At 65.9% G+C, this 23,616-nt stretch carries 19 protein-coding genes and 2 tRNA genes; 11 read left to right on the forward strand and 10 right to left on the reverse strand.

Translation table 11 applies throughout. From position 1 onward, the window contains the following. Positions 1-12 precede the first annotated feature (12 nt). The 4 genes from C5B90_RS10495 to C5B90_RS10510 form a co-directional block, all read right to left on the reverse strand. On the reverse strand, positions 13-1,431 hold the full coding sequence (locus C5B90_RS10495; protein ID WP_115881299.1) for a sodium-dependent transporter: 1,419 nt from the start codon (positions 1,429-1,431) through the stop codon (positions 13-15). 172 nt (positions 1,432-1,603) lie between these two features. Further along, positions 1,604-2,941, reverse strand: coding sequence for a sodium-dependent transporter (locus tag C5B90_RS10500; protein ID WP_115881301.1), 1,338 nt, complete (start codon positions 2,939-2,941; stop codon positions 1,604-1,606). 251 nt (positions 2,942-3,192) lie between these two features. Continuing rightward, positions 3,193-3,900 carry an SDR family oxidoreductase gene (locus C5B90_RS10505; RefSeq protein WP_115881303.1) on the reverse strand — a complete coding sequence of 236 codons (708 nt, stop codon included), beginning with the start codon at positions 3,898-3,900 and terminating at the stop codon, positions 3,193-3,195. 132 nt (positions 3,901-4,032) lie between these two features. Next, on the reverse strand, positions 4,033-4,998 hold the full coding sequence (locus C5B90_RS10510) for an NADPH:quinone reductase (RefSeq protein WP_115881305.1): 966 nt from the start codon (positions 4,996-4,998) through the stop codon (positions 4,033-4,035). Positions 4,999-5,133: 135 nt separating this feature from the next. Here C5B90_RS10510 and C5B90_RS20300 point away from each other — a divergent pair, with 135 nt between their 5' ends. The 3 genes from C5B90_RS20300 (at position 5,134) to sucD (ending at position 7,453) form a co-directional block, all read left to right on the forward strand. After that, positions 5,134-5,322 carry a hypothetical protein gene (locus tag C5B90_RS20300; protein ID WP_146047402.1) on the forward strand — a complete coding sequence of 63 codons (189 nt, stop codon included), beginning with the start codon at positions 5,134-5,136 and terminating at the stop codon, positions 5,320-5,322. Positions 5,323-5,441: 119 nt separating this feature from the next. Continuing rightward, on the forward strand, positions 5,442-6,587 hold the full coding sequence (gene sucC, locus C5B90_RS10515) for an ADP-forming succinate--CoA ligase subunit beta (RefSeq protein WP_058566995.1): 1,146 nt from the start codon (positions 5,442-5,444) through the stop codon (positions 6,585-6,587). Then, positions 6,584-7,453: a succinate--CoA ligase subunit alpha gene (gene sucD, locus C5B90_RS10520; protein ID WP_007274603.1), complete on the forward strand. Its 870-nt coding sequence runs from the start codon at positions 6,584-6,586 to the stop codon at positions 7,451-7,453. Before sucC ends, sucD begins: the two co-directional genes overlap by 4 nt. A gap of 46 nt (positions 7,454-7,499) precedes the next feature. On the opposite strand, the gene C5B90_RS10525 is transcribed toward sucD, so the two are convergent. Next, positions 7,500-7,793 (reverse strand): zinc ribbon domain-containing protein, encoded by a 294-nt coding sequence (locus C5B90_RS10525; RefSeq protein WP_115881307.1) that lies wholly within the window; start codon positions 7,791-7,793, stop codon positions 7,500-7,502. Between the two features lie 157 nt (positions 7,794-7,950). Here C5B90_RS10525 and C5B90_RS10530 point away from each other — a divergent pair, with 157 nt between their 5' ends. The 3 genes from C5B90_RS10530 to C5B90_RS10540 all read left to right on the forward strand — a co-directional run bounded on the left by C5B90_RS10530 (position 7,951) and on the right by C5B90_RS10540 (position 11,297). Next, the gene (locus tag C5B90_RS10530) at positions 7,951-10,257 is read left to right on the forward strand and encodes a methyl-accepting chemotaxis protein (RefSeq protein ID WP_115881309.1); all 2,307 of its coding nucleotides are present in this window, start codon (positions 7,951-7,953) and stop codon (positions 10,255-10,257) included. Between the two features lies 1 nt (position 10,258). Continuing rightward, positions 10,259-10,696 (forward strand): CBS domain-containing protein, encoded by a 438-nt coding sequence (locus tag C5B90_RS10535; protein WP_115881311.1) that lies wholly within the window; start codon positions 10,259-10,261, stop codon positions 10,694-10,696. A 91-nt stretch (positions 10,697-10,787) separates the two neighbouring features. Beyond that, entirely contained in the window at positions 10,788-11,297 is a 510-nt protein-coding gene (locus C5B90_RS10540; protein ID WP_115881313.1) for a DUF2062 domain-containing protein, read from the forward strand. A gap of 2 nt (positions 11,298-11,299) precedes the next feature. Here C5B90_RS10540 and C5B90_RS20815 read toward each other — a convergent pair whose 3' ends face one another. From C5B90_RS20815 to C5B90_RS10550, 3 genes are all read right to left on the reverse strand, one after another. Continuing rightward, positions 11,300-11,449 carry a hypothetical protein gene (locus tag C5B90_RS20815; protein ID WP_199517476.1) on the reverse strand — a complete coding sequence of 50 codons (150 nt, stop codon included), beginning with the start codon at positions 11,447-11,449 and terminating at the stop codon, positions 11,300-11,302. A 236-nt stretch (positions 11,450-11,685) separates the two neighbouring features. Then, positions 11,686-11,760: transfer RNA gene (locus C5B90_RS10545), tRNA-Val, on the reverse strand. A gap of 45 nt (positions 11,761-11,805) precedes the next feature. Beyond that, positions 11,806-11,880 (reverse strand) — tRNA-Val (locus tag C5B90_RS10550). A gap of 239 nt (positions 11,881-12,119) precedes the next feature. On the opposite strand from C5B90_RS10550, the gene trpD reads away from it, so the two are divergent. Genes trpD through trpG form a run of 4 tightly spaced genes read left to right on the forward strand, consistent with a single transcriptional unit; the run spans position 12,120 to position 15,964 of the window. After that, positions 12,120-13,115, forward strand: coding sequence for an anthranilate phosphoribosyltransferase (gene trpD / locus C5B90_RS10555; RefSeq protein WP_115881315.1), 996 nt, complete (start codon positions 12,120-12,122; stop codon positions 13,113-13,115). 1 nt (position 13,116) lies between these two features. Then, the gene (gene trpF, locus C5B90_RS10560; protein WP_115881317.1) at positions 13,117-13,782 is read left to right on the forward strand and encodes a phosphoribosylanthranilate isomerase; all 666 of its coding nucleotides are present in this window, start codon (positions 13,117-13,119) and stop codon (positions 13,780-13,782) included. Next, a complete protein-coding gene (gene trpE, locus C5B90_RS10565; protein ID WP_115881319.1) occupies positions 13,779-15,353 on the forward strand; it encodes an anthranilate synthase component I in 1,575 nt (524 codons plus the stop codon). The genes trpF and trpE overlap by 4 nt, the downstream gene beginning before the upstream one ends. Then, positions 15,350-15,964 carry an anthranilate synthase component II gene (trpG, locus tag C5B90_RS10570; RefSeq protein WP_115881321.1) on the forward strand — a complete coding sequence of 205 codons (615 nt, stop codon included), beginning with the start codon at positions 15,350-15,352 and terminating at the stop codon, positions 15,962-15,964. The genes trpE and trpG overlap by 4 nt, the downstream gene beginning before the upstream one ends. Positions 15,965-16,062: 98 nt before the next feature. On the opposite strand, the gene C5B90_RS10575 is transcribed toward trpG, so the two are convergent. Beyond that, positions 16,063-16,275, reverse strand: a complete 213-nt coding sequence (locus tag C5B90_RS10575; RefSeq protein WP_058827606.1) for a hypothetical protein — start codon at positions 16,273-16,275, stop codon at positions 16,063-16,065. Between the two features lie 536 nt (positions 16,276-16,811). On the opposite strand from C5B90_RS10575, the gene C5B90_RS10580 reads away from it, so the two are divergent. After that, the gene (locus C5B90_RS10580) at positions 16,812-19,913 is read left to right on the forward strand and encodes an adenosylcobalamin-dependent ribonucleoside-diphosphate reductase (RefSeq protein ID WP_115881323.1); all 3,102 of its coding nucleotides are present in this window, start codon (positions 16,812-16,814) and stop codon (positions 19,911-19,913) included. 774 nt (positions 19,914-20,687) lie between these two features. Here C5B90_RS10580 and C5B90_RS10585 read toward each other — a convergent pair. Further along, complete coding sequence (locus C5B90_RS10585; protein ID WP_115881325.1) at positions 20,688-23,399, reverse strand: BGTF surface domain-containing protein; 2,712 nt, start codon at positions 23,397-23,399, stop codon at positions 20,688-20,690. Positions 23,400-23,616: the final 217 nt, after the last annotated feature.

The raw sequence follows: 23,616 nt of genomic DNA on the forward strand, positions 1-23,616 counted from the left end.
GGGAGACCCTACTCAGACGACCGAGTCGGGCTGTCGGAGGCCGAAGAAGGCAGCGGCGGACGCGACGACAGCGACGCCGACGGTCGGCCAGAAGCCGATGGTCGTGTCCACGCCGAAGTGCGTGAGGAGCGTGAAGACGAGGAACAGCGGGAGGACGACCCCGACGGCGAAGAGCCACGGCGTGGCGAAAGACTTCGAGAACTCGCCCGCGCCGGCGGCGAACTCCTCGAGCGCCTCGCGGCCCATGACCCAGCCGACGAACAGGAGGAACGCGGCGAGACCGGCGGTCAGGAGGACGTTCACGAGTGGGCCGGCGACGAAGCCGAAGATGCCCGGGTTGAACGCGCAGACGGTGCCGGTGACGGCGACGAGCGCGGTCATCCCGACGACGGCGCGCCTGCGTGAGACGCCGTACTCGTCGACGAGGAACGCGACGGGGATTTCGAGCATGCTGATGGAACTCGACAGCGCCGCGAGCGTCACGACGGCGAAGAACGCGGTGGCGATGAGCGTCCCCGCGGGGAGTTGCGAGAACGCCCCGGCGAGGCCGACGAACAGCGCGCCCGGCCCGGTGCCGGTCTCGGTCGGATTGATTCCCTGCGAGAACAGGAGCGGGAAGACGACGAGACCGGTGATGACGCCGACGCTCGTGTTGAGGATGGCGATGGCGCTCCCGTCGAAGGGAAGCGAGCGGTCCTCGTCGAGGTACGAGGAGTAGGTTATCATCGTGCCCGCGCCGAGCGAGAGGGTAAACAGCGCCTGTCCGGCGGCGGGGCCGAGGATGGCAAAGAAGTTCTCGGTGATGACCGAGGGGTCGAACCGGAGGAAGAAGGTGTAGCCGGCGGCCGCGTTCGGCTGGGTCGCGGCCCAGGCGGCGAGACCGGCGAGCAGGACGAGCACGGCGGGCATCATGACCTTCGTGCCGAGTTCGATGCCCTTGCGGACGCCCGCGAAGACGATGAGCGCGGTCAGGCCGAGAAACAGCAGATGGTAGAGCGCGGCGTCGACGCCGGCGGAGACGCCGCCGAAGTACTGGCCTGGATTGGTGAAGTACGCGGGATTTCCGCCGACGACCGCGGCCCCGCTTTCGAGGAGATAGCGGATAATCCACCCGCCGACGACGCTGTAGAACGAGAGCAGCGAGATGCCGGTGACGACCGAGAACGCGCCGACGACCCCCCACGTTTTCGACCCCGAGAGGTCCCGGAGCGCGCCGACCGGCGACTTCTTCGCGCGGCGGCCGATGACGAACTCGCCGAGGAGTCCGGGAACGCCGACGAGGAGAACGATGCCGAGATACACGACGAGGAACGCGCTGCCGCCGTTTTCGGCGGTCTGCCACGGGAACCGCCAGATGTTCCCGAGACCGACCGCGCTGCCGACGGCCGCGAGGATGAACCCGAGCCGTGTTGCCCATGTTTCTCGTGTCATTGACACCCATTGCCAGTCCACCAGTAAAAGGGCTTTCGGACCGACGATACGTCATCGGAGAAATTTAACGGTTTTGAGTGGTCTACGCGTGAAAATCGTCGTCGAATAGTCGGAGAAAACGCATCGCTACCGATGATTCCTAACCGCTCGAAAAGCGGGACCGTTCGCCGCCTCAGAGGGGCGGGATGATGGCCGGGCTCTCGCCGAGGAACAGCGTCTGGAGCCCGAGAGCGAGCGTCGCCACGACGGCGACGATGACGAGCGTGCGAACCAGCCAGAGCCACGTCAGGCCGACGCCGTCGCCGAGTCCGCTGCCCTTCATCAGTTCGTCGATGGCGGGCGCGCCGTAGACCCACGCCGCGAAGACGAGGATGCCGAGGACCGAAAGCGGAAGGAGCAGTTTGTAGGCGAGCGTGTCGAACCAGCCGAGCCACGCGGTGTCGATTGCCGACGGGACGCCGAGCAGGAAGATGACGCCGCCGAGACCGACGGCCATCTGCGGGCGGGAGACGTCGTAGTTGTCGATGGACCACGAGACGACGACTTCGAGGAGGCTAATCGCAGACGAGAGCGCCGCGATGAGCACGACCACGAAGAAGACGAGGCCGATTATCTGGCCGCCGGGGATGTCGGCGAACGCGCCGGCGACGCTGATGAACACCGCGCCCGCGCCGCTCGTGTTGGGGTCGATTCCCTGGGCGAACAGGAGCGGGAGGACGACGAGACCGGCGAGGATGCCGACGAAACTGTTCAGGAAGACGATGGTGATACCGTCGCCGAACAGGCTCTGGTCGCCGTCGATGTAGGAGGCGTAGGTTATCATCGCGCCCATGCCGAGCGACAGCGAGAAGAACGCCTGTCCGACCGCGAAGGGGACGATGTCGGCGAAGTTCTCCGTGAGCGCGTTGAAGTCGGGCGAGAGAAAGTACGCGTAACCCTCCGACGCGCCGGGGAGCGTGAAGGCGAAGGCCGCGAGCACGCCGAGGATGACGACGATGCTCGGAACCATCAGTTTCGTCGCCTTCTCGATGCCGTCTTCGATGCCGGCGGCGACGATGCCGACGACGAGCGCCATGAACACGGCGTGGAGCGCGAGCGCGTCCATCCCGGCGGACACCTGGCCGAAGTACTCGGCCGGGGCGGCGAAGTACGCGCCGGTCAGGCTGCCGCCGATGTACCGGAGGACCCAGCCCCCGACGACGCTGTAGTACGACAGAATCCAGAAGCCGGTGAACAGGCCGATAGCGCCCACGACGCGCCACTCCTTGTAGCCGAGCTTCTCGAAGGCGTTGATGGTGTTCAGGTTGGTCTTGCGTCCGATGACGAACTCGGCGAGGATGGCCGGGAGGCCGATGCCGAGCGCCGCGATGATGTAGACGATCAGGAAAGAGGCACCGCCGAACTGAGCGGTCTTGAACGGGAACTGCCAGATGTTCCCGAGGCCGACCGCGCTGCCGACGGCCGCGAGGATGAACCCTGCCCTGGTTGCCCACGTTTCACGTTCGGTCATGTCTATCACCCTGTTGCCGATGTGGGTGTGATAAATGACGCGGTATGCCGTCGCATATCGGAGTGAAAATCGACATAATTCTCCAACCAACTATAGGATGTGGCACGTTCGTCCGAATTCAGACCTCGATTAGCCTCATTTTTCTAACGAGTGTCGTGTTCGTGAATCCCTTGCGCACCGCGTAAAAATTCGTGCGCACCACAACGAATGTCATGCCCTCTCGTGGCGAATGTTGCCACGAGCCAGGCGAGTCAGGCCTCGCCGTAGACCGGGACGGCCGCGCCGCTCGTCACGGGAGTCGCGTCCGAACAGAGCGCGAGGACGGTCCGGGCGATTTCCTCGGGTTTTACCCACTTCTCGAAGTCGGCGTCGGCCATCATCTCGCGATTCATCGGCGTGTCGATGACGCTCGGCATCACCGCGTTCGCGCGCAGGACGCCGCGGTTCTCCTCGGCGATGGTTTCGGTGAGCAGGCGGACGCCCGCTTTCGAGGCCCGATAGATTCCGTCGCCTTCGCCGCCCTCAAGCGACGAGCGGGCCGAGACGCTCACGACGGAGCCCTCGGTCTCCCGGAGGTGCGGAATCGCGTGTTTCGACGCGAGGAACATCGTCTTGAGGTTCACGTCGAACAGGAAGTCGAAGGTGTCCGCCTCCGTCTCGTCGATGGGCGTTCCGCCGCGCCACGTCCCGGCGATGTTGGCGAGGTGGTCGAGACGGCCGAAGTCGGAGACGACTGCATCGACGACGCGCGCCACGTCGGCCTCGTCGGTGAAGTCGCCCTCGTAGAACCGGACTCCTTCGGCCTCGAAAAAGCCGTCCTCGTCGTCGGGTTCGACCACGTCCGCGGCCGCGACCGACGCGCCAGCATCGTGAAACGCGCGGGCGATTGCGCCGCCGAGCGCGCCGCTCGCGCCGGTCACGAGAGCGACTGTTCCGTCGAAGTCGAATGTCACGTCCATGACCGTGCGGTACGTGCGCACGGGACATAATTCGGTCGCGGCTGTGCGCCCGTCGGCGACCGGCCGCGTCGTCACCCTTCCGCGTCGGTGACCGCCTGCCCGGATTGCCCCGGGCACGACGAGGCGGTCCGGTCAGGGCGTGATGACCAGTTTGCCGAGGAAACTGTCTTCCATGACGGCGCGGTGGGCCTCGGCGGCCTCGTCGAGGTCGTAGGTCCGCGCCACGTCGATTTCGAACTCGCCCGCGCCCATCTGTCCGGCGAGTTCGCGCAGGGGAGCCGACAGGTCGGGCGTGTTGAACATGCTCATCATCGTCAGCGAGAGGTCCTTGCCCCGGGCCGACGACGACAGGTCGAAGCCGACTTCCGGGTCGTTCTCGCCGATGCCGACGACGCGACCGCCGTGGGCGGCCACGTCGGCGTCGAACTGGAGGTAGTCGTCCAGCCGGTGGTCGAGCGTCAGGTCAACGCCGTCGCCCGTCGCCGTGTCCACGACGGCGTCGGCGAGGTCGTCGCGGTCGTAGTCGAGGACGACGTTCGCGCCGAGTTCGGCCACCCGGTCGTGGTATTCGGGCGCGGCGGTGGCGATGACGCGAGCGCCGGACGCGGCGGCGAGTTGGACCGCGGCGTGACCGACGCCGCCGGACCCGCCGTGAATCAGGACCGTGTCGCCGAGTTGCATCCCGCCGTGGTCGACGAGGGCGCGCCACGCGGTGACGCCGGCGACGCCCGCGCCGCCGGCCGCGACGAGGTCCACGTCGTCCGAGAGGACCGCGAGCCGGTCGGTCGGGACGGCCGCGAACTCGGCGTAGCCGCCGTAGTGGTCCTTGCCGATGCCGGTGCCGACGACGTGGTCGCCCTCGGCGAAGCCGGTGACGTCGGACCCGACCGCCGCGACCGTTCCGGCCACGTCGACGCCGGGAATCATCGGCATCGCGAAGGGTTGGTACGACCCCTCGCGGAAGTACGTGTCCACGGGGTTGACGCCCGCGGCCGCGACTTCGACGAGGACCTCGCCCGCCGCCGGGTCGGGCGTGTCGATGTCGTCTACTTGGAGCACGTCGCGTCCGCCGTGGTCGTGGAATCTGACAGCGCGCATGGCGAACGATGGGTTCGGGCGGGTGATAAATTCGGACGACTCGGAGCGAATCGCGGTGTTTCGACGCGGCGGTCGAGTCAGTCGACCCTCGCGGGTGCCGAAACACACATTCTCCGCCCGGGACAACGTCGGTTCGTGCCTCCAAGAACGTGCCCCGACTGCGACGTGTCGATGGTGTCGGTCGGCCACAAGACGACGTACAACGGCGACGGCCTCCGCGTCGACACCGATGGCGGCCTGCTCGGCGCGCTCGACCTCCGGGGGTCGTACGTGCAGGCGTACGTCTGCGAGTCCTGCGGACTCGTCCGATTCTACGCCGAGTGAGCGGTCGCGTCGAACCGTTATCTCGGCGGCGAGTAAACGCCCTGCGGCAATTTTCTCGGTCGTACCTGAACGGAGATGAATGGGATTTAAGCGCGTGCCTTTCCCTCCCACGCATGGTAATGAAGCTTCACGAATACCAGGCGAAGGACATCTTCGCAGAGGCTGGGATTCCGGTGCCAGAGTCCCGTCTCGCGTCGTCGGTAGAGGAGGTCATGGAGGCGGTCGAGGAGATCGGATACCCCGCCGCCATCAAGGCGCAGGTACACGTCGGTGGGCGTGGCAAGGCCGGTGGCATCAAAATCGCCATGGACGAGGACGAGGCTCGACAGGCCGCAGAGGACATCCTCGGGATGGACCTCAAGGGCTACACGGTCGACCGAGTGCTCGTCGAGGCCGGCGTCGACTTCGAAAACGAGCTGTACGTCGGCATCACGATGGACCGCAGCGAGGGCAAGCCCGTCGCGATGGTCTCGACGGAGGGTGGCGTCAACATCGAGGAAGTCGCAGAAGAGAACCCGGACGCAATCGCCCGCGAGCACATCGACCCCGCGTTCGGCCTGCACCCGTATCAGGCCCGTAAGGTCGTCTTCGAGGCGGGCATCCCCCGTGACGTCGCATTCGACGTCGCCTCGTTCCTCACGACGCTGTACGACCTCTACGAGTCGAACGACGCGTCGGACATCGAAATCAACCCCGTCATGATTACGTCCGACCGCGACATCGTCGCCGCGGACGCCGTCATGAACATCGACGACGACGCCCTGTTCCGCCACGACGACCTCGCGGCGATGGAAGAGGACGCCTACGAGAACGACCTCGAAGCCAAGGCCGGCGAGTACGGCTTCGACTACGTCCGCCTGTCGGGTAACGTCGGCATCATCGGCAACGGTGCCGGGCTCGTCATGACGACGCTCGACCTCGTGGACTACTTCGGCGGCGAACCCGCCAACTTCCTCGACATCGGCGGCGGTGCGAAGGCCGAGCGCGTGGCGAACGCGCTGGACATGGTCTTCTCCGACGAGAACGTCGACTCCGTCGTGTTCAACATCTTCGGCGGCATCACCCGCGGCGACGAGGTCGCCAAGGGTATCAACGAGGCGCTGGAGAGCTTCGACGAGATTCCCAAGCCGGTCGTCGTCCGCCTCGCGGGCACGAACGCCGAGGAGGGCATGGAGATTCTGAACACGGACCTCGTACAGGTCGAGGGGACGCTGGAGGACGCCGTCCAGCGTGCCGTCAAGAACGCACAGGAGGTGTCCCAATGAGCATTTTCGTCGACGACGACACGCGAGTAGTTGTACAGGGTATCACGGGTGGCGAAGGCAAGTTCCACACCCGCCAGATGGTTGAGTACGGCACGAACGTCGTCGCCGGGACCTCTCCCGGGAAGGGCGGCCAGGACGTGGACGGCATCCCCGTCTACGACACCGTCGAAGAGGCCGTCGACGAGGAAGACGCCAACGCCTCCGTCGTGTTCGTCCCGCCGGCGTTCGCCGGCGACGCCATCTTCGAGGCGCTCGACACGGACCTCGACCTCGTTGTCGCCATCACCGAGGGCGTCCCGACGCAGGACATGGCCAAGGTCAACAAGCGCCTGTCTGAGACCGACACGCGCCTCATCGGCCCCAACTGCCCGGGCATCATCACGCCCGGCGAGTCCAAGCTCGGCATCCTCCCCGGCAACATCTTCGAGGAGGGTAACGTCGGCCTCGTCTCCCGTTCCGGCACGCTCACGTACCAGGTCGTCTCGAACCTGACCGAGCGCGGTATCGGCCAGACCACCGCCATCGGCATCGGCGGCGACCCCATCATCGGCACGTCGTTCGTCGACGCTCTCGAAGCGTTCGAGAACGACCCCGACACGCACGCCGTCGTCATGTGCGGCGAAATCGGCGGCGAGGACGAAGAGCAGGCCGCGAAGTTCATCGCGGAGAACATGGACACGCCCGTCGCCGGCTTCATCGCCGGCCGCACGGCACCGCCGGGCAAGCGCATGGGTCACGCCGGCGCTATCGTCTCCGGTTCGGGCACGGGCACCGCGGAGTCTAAGATTTCGGCCCTCAACGACGCGGGCGTCCCTGTCGGCGACACCCCCAACGAGGTCGCCGACCACATCGAAGACTTCCTCTAAGCCCGCTCGAACGCGGTTTTCAACTCGGTTCGGCTCTTTTTGCACCCTATCGCAACGTCGCGCCGCACAGCCCACAGCGCCCGCCGTCGGCCGCGTTCGGCGCGCCGCACTCTCGGCAGACCGCCGTCCGCCGGCGCGACTTCTCCTGTGCGGACCGCAGGAACATCGTCGGGTCGAGCGCCGTCCCGGTCGGCCCGCTGCCCTCGTCGACCCTGTCGAGGACGCGCTCGACGAGGTCGTCCTCGCGCATGGCGTCGAGCAGCCTGACGAATCCGACGAACAGGAGCGACGGCGCGACGATACAGAAGCCCGCCACGAGCAGGCGGAACTCGGTTTCCATGTGATTTGCTAGCGTTCAACAGCTGTATCGTTGACGCTCGCGTTGCCCGCAGGCACTCGCGCACGTCGACGGCCTGCACGCCGTCGCCCCCAACCCAATTATCTTGTTTGATACTCAAGTGCACGGATTTATGCACCGCATTCCGGTCGGTACGGTAATGGCCGAGAATCTCGTTTTGGAGGCCGAATCACGGCTTCCTGATGCGATTACGGAGAGCTACACGCGGCGGCTCGTCGCCGCGATGCTGCTCGTTTCAGTCGTCGTCGCCGGCGTCGGAGTCGTCCAGTATCAACAGACGGCATCCACGATAGACGAGGACGCCCGCGCCGACCTGCTCACCGAGGCCGAGCGCGAGGCCCTGCAGGTGAACACGTGGTTCGACGAGCGCGAACGTCTCGTGAGCATCGTCGCCGACGACCCCTCCGCCGGGAGCACCCTCGACGGGCGGTCCTCGGCGACCCTGACGGCCGCCAAAGAGGACATGCCCGCCGACGTGGCCGCGCTCCACTTCGTCGACACCGAGACGACGACCGTCATCGGGTCGTCCGAGGAGGGCGCGGTCGGGACGACGCTGTTCGAAGACGGGTCGCTTCCGCTCCCCGCGAGCGCCGACCTCTCGGACGACAGCGTCGAGCGAACCACCGTCTACGTCGAAGACGGCGTCGCCTACATGGGCTTCGTCGCGCCGCTCCCGTCTATCGAGCCCCGCGCAATCGTCCTCGTCGCCGAGGCGTCCTCGCTCGGGGCCGCGCTCGACGGGAACCACATCGACGGCGGGTTCACCCAACTCGTCACGACCGACGGCCGCGTCCTCTACGACGGCGGTGGCGGCCAGTCCAACGTCGCCTATCCCGCCGCCGAGGCGTCCGAACTCGACGCCGCCTTCGCCGGCGAGACGGGCGTCAGCCGCCTCGCTCCCGTCGAGGGCTTCGTCTCCTCGCCGCACGTCGTCGCGCACGTCCCCGTCTCCGGCGGCGTGCTCCTCCTGCACGCCCCCGCGAGCAGCGTCTTCGCGCTCTCTCGGAGCGTCGGTCTCCAGATTGCGACGCTACTCGCGCTTTCCATGCTCGGTTTCGTCGCCTTCGCGCTCATCGTCCGCGGGAACACCGCGCTCCCGCTCGTCGACCTCGCGTCGACCGTCTCCGCGCTCCGCGACGGCGACCTCGACGTGGAACTCGAAACCGACCGGCGAGACGAGTTCGGGCAGGTCGTCCGCGGCGTCGACAACCTCCGCGACGACCTCCGCGACCAGCGCGCCGACGCCCGCGACTACAGCGAGGCGATGACCCGCGCGGCCGACGGCGACCTCCGCGTGCGCCTCCCGACCGACTCCGAGAGCCGCGACATGGCGACGGTCGCCGCCGCGTACAACGAGATGATGGACGACATCGAACGGACCGTCGGCACGGTCAAGACCTTCGGCGAGGACGTGGCGACGCTCGCCGACCGCGTGGCCGACCGCGCCGACGACGTGTCCGCCGCGAGCGAGGAGGTGTCCGCGTCGGTCCAGCAGATTTCCGAGGGCGCGAGCGAGCAGACGGACAGCCTCGTCGCCGCCGCCGACGAGATAAACGACCTCTCGGCGTCCATCCAGCAGATTGCCTCGTCGGCCGACGAACTCGTCCGGCTCACGGAGGAGGCCGAGGCCCGCTCGCTCGACGGGCAGACCGCCGCTACCGACGCTCTCGACGACATCGACGCCGTGCGCGCCGAGACAGAGGCGACCGTCAACGAGGTCCACGAACTCGACGACCGCCTCGCTCAAATCGAGGACATCGTCGAGGTCATCACCGACATCGCGGAGCAGACCGACATCCTCGCGCTCAACGCGAACATCGAGGCCGCCCGCGCGGGCGAGGCCGGCGAGGGGTTCGCCGTCGTCTCCAACGAGGTCAAACAGCTCGCACAGGAGACGAAGTCCTCGGCGGGCGACATCGAGTCGCTCGTCGCCGAAATCGAGACCCAGCGCGACGCCGTCGTCTCCCGCATCGAGCGCATGCGAGCGCAGGTCGAAGAGAGCGCCACGTCGGTCGACGAGGCGCTTTCCTCCTTCGACGGCATCGTCGAGCGCGTCGAGGAGACGACCGCGAGCGTCCACGAGATTTCGGACGCCACGGGCAGTCAGGCCGACTCCTCCCAGGAGGTGCTCTCGATGACCGACGAAATCGCGGGCATCTCGGAGGAGACCGCTGCCGAGGCCGAGAACGTCTCCGCGACCGCACAAGAACAGAGCGCCGCACTCGTCGACGTCAACGGAGACGTGCGCGAACTCTCGTCGCACGTGAGCCACCTCGACGACCTCCTCGACGCCTTCGAGGTCGACGACGGAGGGGAGGTCTCGGCGACCGTCGACGACGTGCTCGGCGACGCGGCCGCCGGCTCCGGTGCGAGCACCGACCCGACCCAGTCGCGCGCTGCATCGGACTCCCACCACGAGCGAGAATCCTCGCCCGCGGACGACTAACATGCGCGTCGACGAAATCATGACCGAGGAGGTGGCGACCGTCGGACTGGGGTCGAGCGTCGCCGACTGCGCGCGAACCATGCTCCGCGAGGGTGCGGGAAGCGTCGTCGTGATGGCCGACGGCGGTCCCGCGGGCATCGTCACCGAGTCGGACGCGCTCCGCGCCGGCGTGGCGAGCGGGAAGCCCCTCGCCGCGGTCCCGGCCCGCGCGGTCATGTCGAGCCCAATCAAGTGGGTCCGACCGGACTCCACCACGCGCGTGGCCGCGGAGAAGATGCGCGAGCAGCGGGTGAAAAAGCTCGTCGTCGTCGACGGCGCGGAGATGGTCGGCATCGTGACCGCGACGGACATCGCTTTCCACCTCTCGGACGTGGCCCGCGGCGTCGGCCAGATGATAGAACTCAAGGACAAGTGGGAGTCGGACCGCCGGTTCCGCTGAGCGTCGCCTCGACGCCTCGACACGCCGACTGCTACCGTCGACCAACTCCGGCGAAGCGTTGATAACGACGTCTCGCTTCTAGTCTCGACGAGTGTACGACCGTCTCGCGTCGATTCGTCCCCGCGTCCGGTCCGGCCTCGAACGAGCGTTCGCGGCGGACCACAGCCCTCACGAGGTCGCCGCCAGTTTCGCGTTCGGCGTCTTCTTCGTGGCCATGCCGACCGCAGGGACCGCCCTCGCGCTGTTCGCCCTCATCGCCTACTTCGTCGAGCGGGCGAGCCGACTCGCGCTCGTCGCCACGCTCGTCGTCTTCAACCCGCCCGTCAAGTGGGCGGTCTACGGCGCGAGCTTCTGGCTCGGGTCGCACCTGCTCGGCCCGGTTCCGGGCGCGTCGGTCGCCGACGTGTCGCTCAGCGCCGGTCTCGACATCCTCCTCCGACAGCTTCTCGGCAACACGATTCTCGCCGTCGGCCTCGCCGTCGTCGGCTACGCGGTGACGCTCCAACTGGCGCGTCTGCACCACCGACGACAGCGGTCGGCGGCACCCGCTCGCGGCGCGGACGCCCGGAGCGACGACGCCCGGTCCGACGTGTCGTCGTGACGCTACCGCTGTGACTGCTCTTCTCTGCCTTCTTCGAACGCCCGGAGCGACTGGATGAGCTTGTAACCCAGATAGACGAGCGCGAGCGGGACGAGGAGCAACAGCGCGAGGATGACGAGTTCCGGACCGCCGGGGATTTGCAGGAGGGTCATGGGCGGAGTTCGCGGGCGGAGGGCATAGTGATTGGGTGGGGCGGGAGACTGTCTGTTCGGTTGGGTGGTACGAGAGACTGTATCAGGAGACACGCTCGCTTCGCTCGCGTGAACCTCACTCGCTCACTACGTTCGCTCGCTGGTTCAAATCTGCCCCAAGAAGTTCGCTCGTCTCGAACGGACACTCACACACGAGGCTCCGCCTCGGTGTTCGTTGAGTTCTCGAAGAAGTGAAATGGGTTGGGGCAGATTTGAACTGCCGGCCCCCTCCATGTCAAGGAGGTGTCATAACCAGACTAGACCACCAACCCGGTGTGTTGCGAACATCGCCGAACGCCGAAACGCGGGAAGAGGAGTGGGTTGGGGCAGATTTGAACTGCCGGCCTCCTCCATGTCAAGGAGGTGTCATAACCAGACTAGACCACCAACCCGGTTACGGTGCTTCCCGCGCCCGTTCGGACGTATCTCTCCGTTGTCCGGGGTTACAATTTAAGCTTTCGAATCGGACTACGTGCGGCGATTCGGGTCACAGCGCGCTCCCACGGTTCGAGGCGGGCGATTCGCTCCGAGCATCGACCGTCGGAGCCGGCGATTTTCGCCAGCCCGACACGCTTAAGCCGATGTACGAATTTGTACATCATAACCCGAAGAAGTACATCGGTGATTACCAATGCAGGATTATATCGAACGTGTGACCGGCGGTGCGGACCTGACTGTCGAGGAGGCGCGCGACGCCGCGCGGGCGGTCTTCGAGGACGCGACCGAGGCGCAAATCGGCGCGCTCCTCGCCGCGCTCCGGGCGAAAGGCGAGACCGAGGCCGAAATCGCGGGCTTCGCGCAGGGGATGCGCGACGCGGCCCTGACCATCGAGCCCGACCGCGGCCCGCTCGTCGACACCTGCGGCACCGGCGGCGACGACTACAACACCATCAACGTCTCGACCACGAGCGCGCTCGTCGCGGCCGGCGCGGGCGCGGCGGTGGCCAAGCACGGCAACTACTCCGTCTCTTCGTCTTCTGGGAGCGCCGACGTGCTGGAGGTCGCCGGCGTGAACGTCGAGGCCGAACCCGAGTCCGTCGAGGCGTGCATCGAGGACAACGGCGTCGGCTTCATGCTCGCGCCCGTGTTCCACCCCGCGATGAAGGCCGTCATCGGCCCGCGGAAGGAACTCGGCATGCGGACCATCTTCAACGTCCTCGGCCCGCTGACGAACCCCGCCGGGGCCGACGCGCAGGTCCTCGGCGTCTACGACCCGGACCTCGTCCCCGTCATCGCCGAGTCGCTGTCGCACATGCCCGTCGAGCGCGCCCTCGTCGTCCACGGCTCCGGCATGGACGAGATCGCGCTCCACGATGCGACCACGGTCGCCGAAATCGACGGCGACGAGATTACGGAGTACACCCTCACGCCCGCTGACCTCGGCCTCGAACAGGCCCCCATCGAGGACGTCGCCGGCGGAACCCCGCAGGAGAACGCCGACGACCTCGAAGGCATCCTCACCGGCGACGTGACCGGGCCGAAGCGCGACCTCATCCTCGCCAACGCCGGCGCGGCGGTCTACGTCGCCGACCTCGCGGACTCGCTGGAGGAAGGCGTCGAAGTCGCCCGCGATGCCATCGAGTCCGGCGCTGCGAAAGCCAAACTCGACGCGCTCCGGGAGGCGTGAGATGACCCGCGTCAAAGTGTGCGGCGTCACCGACGAAGCCGACCTCGCCGCCGTCGACGCGGCCGGTGCCGACGCGGTCGGTGCCATCTGCGACGTGCCCGTGGACACGCCCCGCGAGATTCCTCGCGAGCGCGCCCGAGAGCTGTTCGCCGCCGCGCCACCGTTCCTCACGACCGTCCTCGTGACGATGCCCGACTCCATCGACCACGCCCGCGACCTCGCCCGCGAGGTCCAACCCGATGTACTCCAACTCCACGGCGACTTCGCGGCCGACGACCTCGACTCGCTCCGCTCGACGGGCGTCGGCGTCGTCCCCGTCGTCGACGCGACAGACCTCGACCGCGCACGCGGCCTCGCGCCCGTCGTCGACGCTATCCTCGTCGACACCCCCTCCGCGTCCGGCGCGGGCGGCACCGGCGAGACCCACGACTGGGACGCCTCGCGCGAACTCGTCGCGGCGGTCGATGCCCCTGTGATACTCGCGGGCGGCCTGACGCCCGACAACGTCGCCGAGGCGGTTCGGACGGTCGAACCCTACGGCGTCGATGTCGCCAGCGGCGTCGAGGCCTCCGGCGGCGTCAAAGACCACGACGCGGTCAACGCCTTCGTCGCCGCGGCGAAGACGGCGCTCGGGGCGTCCGACGACCACGAGGAGGTCGTCGCGTGACGGCTCCCGACACCGACCGCGAGGAGTTCGTCTCTCTCGTCGGCGACGCGGACGAACCGGTCGTGACGCACCTCGTGGCCGACCTCGACGTGTCCGTGGACCCGCTGGCCGCGTACACGACGCTCGCCGACCGCAGCGACTACGGCTTCCTCTTGGAGAGCGCCGAGAAGGTCTCCTCCAGCAACCCGCAAGGCGCGTTCTCCGCGCCCGCGACGGTCGCCGACTCGCACGCCCGCTTCTCCTTCGTCGGCTACGACCCCGAAGCGGTCGTGACGGTCGGCCCCGACGGCGTCGACGTGACCGACCTCGGCGGACCCGCCGCGGAGTTCGTCGGCGCGGGCGACGGCGACGTACTCGACTCCCTGCGCGGCGCGCTCCCCGACCTCCCGCGCGTCAACTTCCCCGAGACGGACCGCCAGACGCTCACCGGCGGCTTGGTCGGCTTCCTCGCCTACGAGGCCGTCTACGACCTCTGGCTCGACGAGGTCGGCCGCGAGCGCCCCGACACCGACGACCCGGACGCCGAGTTCGTCCTCACGACCCGGACTCTCTCGTTCGACCACCGCGAGGACGCCGTCCGCCTCGTCTGTACCCCCGTCGTCTCGCCCGACGACGACCCCGGCGAGGTGTACGACGACGTCGTCGCTGAGGCCGAACGCGTCGCCGAAAAGCTCCGGGCGGCGGACGACCCCTCGCCCGGCGGCTTCGAGCGAACCGGCGAGGAAGCCGGCTCCCGCGAGGAGTACGAGGCCGCGGTCAGGAAGACGAAAGAACACGTCCGCGACGGCGACATCTATCAGGGCGTCATCTCGCGCACCCGGAAGCTCCACGGACAGGTCGACCCGGTCGGTCTGTACGCCTCGCTGCGCGAGGTGAACCCCTCGCCGTACATGTACCTGCTCCGGCACGGCGACCGGCGCGTCGTCGGCGCGAGTCCCGAGACGCTCGTCTCAGTCAGGGGCGACCGCGTCGTCGTCAACCCCATCGCGGGCACGTGCCAGCGCGGCTCCGGGCCGGTCGAGGACCGCCGTCTCGCCGGCGAACTCCTCGCGGACGGAAAGGAGCGCGCAGAGCACACGATGCTCGTCGACCTCGGCCGCAACGACGTGCGCCGGGTCTCGACGCCCGGCAGCGTCCGCGTCGAGGACTTCATGAGCATCATCAAGTACAGCCACGTCCAGCACATCGAATCGACCGTCTCGGGGACGCTCGACCCCGACTCGGACGCCTTCGACGCCACGCGCGCGACGTTCCCCGCGGGGACGCTCACCGGCGCGCCGAAGGTCCGCGCGATGGAGATTATCGACGACCTCGAAGACGAGCCTCGCGGCGTCTACGGCGGCGGTGTCGGCTACTACTCGTGGACCGGCGACGCCGACATGGCTATCGTCATCCGGACCGCGACGGTCGAGTCCGACGGCTCGGAAGACACCATCACCGTCCGTGCGGGAGCCGGCATCGTCGCCGACTCCGACCCGACCGCGGAGTACGAGGAGACGGAACAGAAGATGGGCGGGGTGCTCGACGCCGTCCGCCGCATCGAGTACGGGACCGAGGAGGTGTCGCAATGATTCGGCTCGTCGTCGTCGACAACTTCGATTCGTTCACGTACAACCTCGTTGAGTACTTCTCCGAGCAGACCGTCGAGGGCGAACCGCTCGACATCGAGGTGCGAAAGAACACCGCGTCGCTCGACGAGATACGCGACCTGAACCCCGACGCCATCGTCATCTCGCCGGGGCCGGGCCATCCGAAGAACGACCGCGACGTGGGCGTGACGAACGACGTGCTCACGGAGCTTTCGACCGAGATTCCGACCCTCGGCGTCTGCCTCGGCCTCGAAGCCGCAGTATACGCCTACGGCGGTACTATCGGCCACGCGCCGGAGCCGATTCACGGCAAGGCGTTCCCGGTCGACCACGACGGCGAGGGCGTCTTCGCCGGCCTCGAAGACGGTTTCCCGGCCGGGCGCTACCACTCGCTCGTCGCCACCGAAGTACCCGACTGCTTCGACGTCTCGGCGACGACCGACCACGACGGCGAGGCGCTCGTGATGGGCGTCCGCCACCGCGAGCACCCTATCGAATGCGTCCAGTTCCACCCGGAGAGCGTGCTCACGGGGTCGGGACACGGCGTCGTCAGAAACTTCCTCACGTCTGTCGCCGGCTTCGACGTGGCCTGAGAGGGTCGGGTTCAGACGCGTCGAGGGACGACTGCTGAATCCGACTCTGCCGAGCTACCTTCTCTTTTCAGCCGCGGACAGACGGCTCTGCTGCCGCCTCAGAGGACGTTGATGCCGAAGAACGAAAGCAGCAGCAGCGCTCCGACGATGATGGCGGCGATGGTGACCAGTCGCCACGCGACTTTGAGGAACAGTCGGCCGACGAGGATGACGACGGCGACGGCCACGAGCACCACGAGCATCTGACCGAGCGGCCCGGCGAGCAGGCCGCCGAGCTGTAACGGGGTGAGCGCGAGGGGTGTCAGTACCATACCCCGATATGACACCCGTAGAGCGGATAAGCTTGTGGGCGGTCTCGTCTCGTGGTTCCGGTGTGATTTCTCCGCCGAAACGACCGATTTCGGCACCCCTGAGCTACCGGAAGATTTGAACATATGAATTCTGATAGTTGTGTGGATGTCGACTGTCCGGTCTCCCTTTATATCCTCTTCGGTGATGCGGCACCGTTCACCATGTGACGGTTTCAGAGCCGTCGTCTCCCCCCTCACGTTCTACTGGATATCGACGCTACGTCTTGCGATTTCTTGCGGTGAGATTTCACTTCCGCTCCGCTCTAACTACGGTTATGTGGCTTCCGTCCGTTCTATGAATCCGTGCACTTCGGACCCGGTCGTCGGCCGCGAACGTATTTGAGTGAATTTTGATACGTTCGGGGCTGAGAGGCGCCCGAGTCCGAAGCCTTAACCGACCACATCACCGACACCACTATCGTCACCAATGAGCGGAATTTCCGGACACTATCGATGCGACCTCGCCCGAACCCGGCTCGGGCGGGAGGGACAGTAAGATGAGCGACGCGAACCTCTCGACGGACGAACTCGTGCTTCCGGTCAAGCGGACCGAAGGCGAGACCCTCGAAGCGCGGATGACGGGAAACGCCTACAGTAACATTCTCCCCGCCCGCTACCTCCGCAAGGACGCCGACGGCGACCTCGTCGAGACGCAGGAGGACCTGTTCCCCCGCGTCGCGAAGAACATCGCGCTCGCCGAGGCCGTCTTCGAGGCCGAACAGCGCGACACCGAAATTACGGTCACACCCGACCTCATCAAGCCGGACCACCCGCGCCGCGACGAACTCGCCGCGGAGGTCTTCGGCAAGGGCGTCACGGCCGATGACGACGACGCCGAGGCGACCCTCTCGGTGTATAACGTCAACAAGTTCGCCTACGACACCCTCGTTCCCGAACTCCCCGAGGAGGTACGCGAGGTCGTCGTCGAGAAGCGCGAGACGTTCGAAGAGATGATGGGACAGCTCTCCTTTATGCCGAACTCGCCGACGCTGATGAACGCCGGCGACGAACTCCAGCAGCTTTCGGCCTGTTTCGTCGACTCCCCCGGCGACGACATCACCGACATCCACCAGACGGCCAAGGAGGCCGCCGAGGTGTTCCAGTCCGGCGGCGGCATGGGCTACGCCTTCTGGAAGCTCCGCCCCTACGGCGACGCGGTCGGTTCGACCGGCGGCATCGCCTCCGGCCCCATCACGTTCATGCGGACGTTCGACCAGATGTGCGAGACCATCGCGCAGGGCGGTGCGCGCCGCGGCGCGCAGATGGGCGTCATGCGCGTTAGCCACCCCGACGTCATCCAGTTCCTCCACGCGAAGAACAAGGACGTCTCGCTCGCGCACACGCTCCGCCTGAACGACCCCGACGACTTCACCCACACCAAGTTCGTCGACGCGCTCGACGAGGCGCGCGAACTCATCGACGAGGACGGCCGCGTCCCCAAGCACCTCCGCAACGCAGTCGAGGGCCACCTCTCGAACTTCAACATCTCCGTCGGCATCACCGACGGCTTCATGGAGGCGCTGTACAACGACGAGGAGTTCGTCTTCACGAACCCCCGCACCGAAGAGCCGCACGTCGCCACGCCGCAGACGAAGGAAATCTACGACATGTTCGGTCTCGGCGAGTACGTCGAGGTCGGCGAGGTTCTCTCGGTCCCCGCGAAGGAACTCTGGGACCAGATTATCGAGGGCGCGTGGGAGAACGGCGAACCCGGCGTCGTCTACCTCGAACGCGCGAACAAGCAGCACTCCTTCGACGTCGAAAAGCACCCCGACCACCGCATCCTCGCGACCAACCCCTGCGGCGAACAGCCGCTCGAGGAGTACGAGGCGTGTAACCTCGGCCACATCAACCTCTCGACGCTCGTTGCGGAGGACTCGCCCGACTGGCGCGTCTGGTACGACGCCCACGGCGACGAGTACGACTCGCTTGAAGCCGCGACGGACGCCTTCCTCGAAGACGCCGTCGACTGGGAGGAGTTCAACCACCGCATCGAAAACGGCACGCGCTTCCTCGAAAACGTCGTCACGATGTCGGACTTCCCGGTCGAGAAGATCGAAGAGAAGGTCCGCGAACTCCGTAAAATCGGACTTGGCATCATGGGGCTCGCCCAGATGTACATCCAGCTCGGCGTCCGCTACGGCTCCGACGAGGGCAACGAAATCGCCCAGCAGCTCATGACCCACATCAACCACGGGTCCAAGCGGGCGTCCCACGAACTCGCCGAAGAACGCGGCCCGTTCGAGGCATGGGAGGACTCGAAGTACGCGAACCCGACCGAGTACCGCGAGTGGTTCGAACACCACACCGGCGAATCCGCCGACGACTGGGAAGACGGCTACCCCATCCGCAACCACAACACGACGACCATCGCCCCGACGGGCACCACGTCGATGGTGTCGAACACCACCGGCGGTTGTGAACCCATCTACAACGTCGCCTACTACAAGAACGTCTCCGACGACGTGCAGGGCGACGAGATGCTCGTCGAGTTCGACGACTACTTCCTCCGCGTGCTGGAGGCCAACGACATCGACGTCGAGGCCGTCAAGCGCGAGGCTCAAGACCAGATGGCCAACAACGAGTTCGACGGCCTCTCCTCGCTGTCGACGGTTCCGGACGCCATCTCCGAACTGTTCGTCGTGACCTCCGACCTCGCAGGTATCGAGCACGCGGGCGTCCAGTGCGCCCTCCAGAGCGGCGTCGACTCCGCCATCTCGAAGACCTGTAACTTCCCGAACAGCGCCTCGAAAGAGGACATGGACGAGGTCTACCGCTACATCTACGACCACGGCGGCAAGGGCGTCACCGTCTACCGCGACGGCACCCGCTCGAAGCAGGTGCTCACCACGCGCGCGAAGAACACCGAATTCTCCGACGACGAGGAGGCCGCCGAGGCCATCGTCTCGCAGATTCGCGACGTGTTCGGCGACGTGGAGGCGTTCCTCGAATCCGAGGAGGTTTCGGACCTCATCGGCAGCGAACTCGAACTCGCGTTCGCCGACTCCCCGAGCGACGTCGGCAAGAAGCGCCCCCGCCCAGACGTGCTGTACGGCGTCACCCAGCGCATCGATACCGGCTACGGGAAGCTCTACGTCAACATCAACGAGGACGAACACGGCGAGCCGTTCGAGCTGTTCGCCAACATCGGTAACTCCGGCGGCTTCACCGCCTCCTTCACCGAGGCGCTCGCCAAGACCGTCTCCACGTCGCTCCGCTCGGGCGTCGACCCCGAGGAGATTGCGAACGAACTGAAGGGAATCCGGAGCCCGAAGGTCGCCTGGGACAAAGGCGAGCAGATTAACTCCATCCCGGACGCCATCGGCACCGCGATGCGCCGGTACCTCGACGGCGACATCGACAAGGGCTACCCGCAACAGCAGAACCTGACCGAGGTCGAAGCCGAGGCCGCCGCGGCCGAGGACACGAACACCGACGGCGGCGTCGCCGTCGACGACGGGTCCGACGGTAACTCTGACGCCGTCGCGGACCTGCTCGCGGCGGGCGAGAGCCCCGAGTGTCCCGAGTGCGGCGAGATGGACCTCTACTACTCCGAAGGCTGTAAGACCTGCCAGAACTGCGGCTGGTCCGAGTGCTGAACGCGAGACGGTAATTCGCCACCGTCGCTGTCTCGTCCGTCACTCGATTTCCGCTCTTTTCGTTTTGCGCTCTCCATTCCCCACGAGCCAGTTCTCTCTAGTCTCGCTGGCGTGTCCGACACGAAGGTCTCGTTGAGGCCGGCGGGAGAGACACGCCAATAGCGGACCATTGCTCGCCCAGTGACCTCCTCTGCTCGGGGACAGCCATCGCTCTCTCGTGATGGACTGCCCGTCGACGACAGGAGAACTGCAGCGAACTGGAGTGCGACTGTGGAGACCGCGCCCGTATCGCTCCTGTGACTCCACGCTGTTCGAGACGACGTGTATCGACCGACGAGACGAGAGACGCATTCGTCGGCCGTTGTCGTCTGCGTCGTACGTCGTGAACTGCGAGCGCGTCGGCCCACGTCGTCGGTCACGACTGCCATCGGTCTCGGCTCACTCACGGCGGTCGACCAGCCGTCGCCCGGTGCAATTCGTTCTCCACAGGTCGCCGACGGAACGCGAAGGCTGGCCTTCGATGAAACCAAACCACGCACAGCGACTGGGAAGGACAAAGACCACCTCGGTACGACCGCGCGTCTCGGTTCCGTATCGCCGTCTGGTCGTCAAGCGGAGTCGTCGCCACTAGCTGGTGTTGACTTCGAGGTCTACATGTCGCGACGCGACTCGCTGTTTGACTGCGTGACGACTGTCGACGCGAGTGCTGCGGCTATCGGGTCAGCGTCGAAAGAAAGGAAAAACGCCGGGAAGAGTCCCGGTGGTTAGCTGTCGTTAGTTGTCGCGGCGGACCGCGAGGAGCGCAGCGGCGACGAGCGCGACGAGGGCGACAACGACACCGAAGCCGGGCGTCTGGGACGACGTGGTGGTCGTCTCAGCCGTCGTGGTGGCGGCGGTGGTCGTCGTAGCCTCAGTCGTGGTCGTCGTGTCTGCGGTCGTCGTGGTGTCAGCCGTCGTCGTGGTGTCCACAGCCGTCGTGGTGGAGGTTTCCACGGACTCGACGACGTTGCCGTCGACTTCCTCGTCGGACGCGACGCCACCGTCAGCCGTGACGGTGAACGTGTCGCCGACGCTCTGCTCGGAGAAGTCGAAGCTACCGGAGAACGCGCCGTCTGCCTGGACGTAGACCGTCGCGGTCTTCAGGAAGCGCGGCTGCGTGTCACCGTCGGACTCCACGCGGAGCGTGAGTTCCGTACCGGGCGCGACGTTCGAGGAGCCAGAGATCATCTGGTCCGCAGCGTTCGTCACGTTAACCGGGTCGGCGTCGAACGTGTGTTCGGGTTCGACGTGCTCGTAGGAGTCGGTTGCCGACGAGTTGTCGTCAACGAGCGCAAGGTTGGAGGAAGAGACCTCGTCTTCCTCGATCATCTTGAACTGGACGTTGAACGAGTCGTCGTCGTCAACGTTGACAGTACCGGCGTTCTTCTCAGAGGTCTGGAGAACACCGTCGTCGTTCTCGTCGCGGTAGGCGTCGATCTCGTCCGAGTCGAACACGACGAAGTACGTGTCGTTGTCGCCGTCTGCAACAACAGAGGCGTTAGCGACATCGAGGATCTTCGGGTCGCGGTTCGGGTCGGGGTTCGTCTGGTTGATCGTCAGACGGTAGGAGTCGTCGTAACCGTTGCCGGTCGCGAAGAAGTTCGGCGTCTCGTCGTCCTGGGCACCCGTCGTGCCCTCGAGACCGGAGGCCTCGATCTGGACGACAACCTGGTCTTCGAACGCGATCTGGCTGTCTTCAGTGATGTTACCGTTCTCGAGCGCCTCGGTGACCTCGTCGAGGTCCGTCAGCGACTCGCCGGCCGGGGCGGTCCACGTGCGGACCGCGGAGACGCCGCCTTCCTCCATGACGAGGGTTGCGACGTTCTCGCTGTCAGAGACTGCGCTGCCCGTGCGGACTTCGAGGTCGTAATCGCCAGCGTCGATGAGGTTGCTGGTCGCGAGGCCGACTTCGGCCACGCCGTCGTTACCAGACAGGATGTCATCGTCGCTGTCTTCGACGTCGAAGACGCTGCTCGGGTTGTTGTTACCGGAGGCGGTGGACTTCGAGGAGTCCCAGAGGAGGATGACTTCGCCGTCGTCGTTACCGTCTTCGACGGTGACGTTAGCGGCGTAGCCCTGCTCGAAGCTACCGATGGAGACCGTTGCGGTGTCAGTGTTCTCGACGGTCACCGGGATGGAGACGACGTCGCCGCGCTGCTCGGTGATGACGGCTTCGCCGAAGTCGGCGGAGCCCTCACCGGCGTCTTCCACGGTGATGGTGTCGGATTCGACGGAGACACCGGAGGCCGTGTCGGTCACTTCGACCGTGTAGTCGCCAGTGTCGAGGTCGAGGTCGCTCGCGTTGAACTCGAAGTCGTATTCACCCTGACCGTTGAGGTCGACAGTCATGCTCCCGTCGTCGACTTCGTCGCCGTCGTCGTCGAGGAGAGCGATCTTGACGTTCTCGCGGTCGGAGTTCGCGTTGACCGTACCTTCGATGAGGTCCTCGTCGGTGACGTTCAGGTCGTCGATGGAGACCTCGAGACCGAGGTCACGGACCTGAATCTTCTCGTCGAGGGTGTTACCGATGGTGATGTTGTAGCGCTGGAGCTCACGGTCGGACGTGTCGAACGTGTAGACCGCGGAGGTCGAGCCGGTCGAACCGGAGCGGAAGAAGCTCTCGACGTCGTCCTGACTGTCGTCAGATTCGACTTCGACAGCCGTACCGATGCTACCGCCCGTTGCTGCAACGGTCTCGCCCTTGTAGGCGTCGGTGACGGAGACAGAGTTGTCGTCCGTGACCGTGACCGTCGCGACGGTGACCGTCGAGTTGTAGTCGTCGTCGAGACCCTCTTCGAGCTCGTTGCCCTCGGTGTCTTCGACACCTTCGAGGTTCACGACGATGTCACCGGTGTAGAGGTCGTTCGTCTGGATGACGAGCTGACCGGGGTTGTTCTGAGTCGGACCGGAGGAAACAACCTGGTTGGTGACCTCTTCGCCGTCCTGGTACACTTCGATGTTGCCAGCGAAGTTGTCAACTTCCTCGTTGAACGAGAGTTCGAGGAGGTCGTTGCTGCCGTCGTTGTAGTGGACGGCGGAGATGAGCTCAGGCTCGTCGTTGTTGCTGAGGGTAACGGAGTTACCCTGAACGTCAGCAGCCGACGGGTCGGACTCGTTGGTCACGACACCGACGGTGTACGTACCAGCAGTCACACTGCTGGCGTCGAGCGTCTCGTTGAGCTCAGTGTCGCCACCGAGCGAGGTGTTGGACGTGGACAGTTCACCGGAGTCGAACTGGCCGTTATCGTTCGTGTCGAGATAGGCCGTTGCGTTGTCTTCGAATCCACTGAGCGTCGCGTTCACGTACACTGTGTCGTCGGACACAGTACCGGAAACGTTGGACGCATCAGCAGCAGCACTACCCGTAAACGCGATGGACCCGGCGAAAACCGAGAAGACCATCAGCGCAGCGAGGAGTACCGCGCGGATTTGCTTATTGCGTGTCATTGTTGATGGATGTTGCAGTCGGGGACATCGTTTTCGTCGGCCCTCGGACGGAACCAAGCCGGGCAGAACCCGGGCCGAGGCGAGGTACTCACAGATGCCTCCGTGGGCAGGGGTACAGTTTGCTCTGTTGACCGTTCGCGGTAAATACTTTGTGTGATTGAATGGTCTCTGAAACGTTACCAATCGTGTCACACAGGCCTCGAAACCCGATTCTACC

This window comes from Haloferax sp. Atlit-12N, assembly GCF_003383095.1.
Classification (GTDB): domain Archaea; phylum Halobacteriota; class Halobacteria; order Halobacteriales; family Haloferacaceae; genus Haloferax.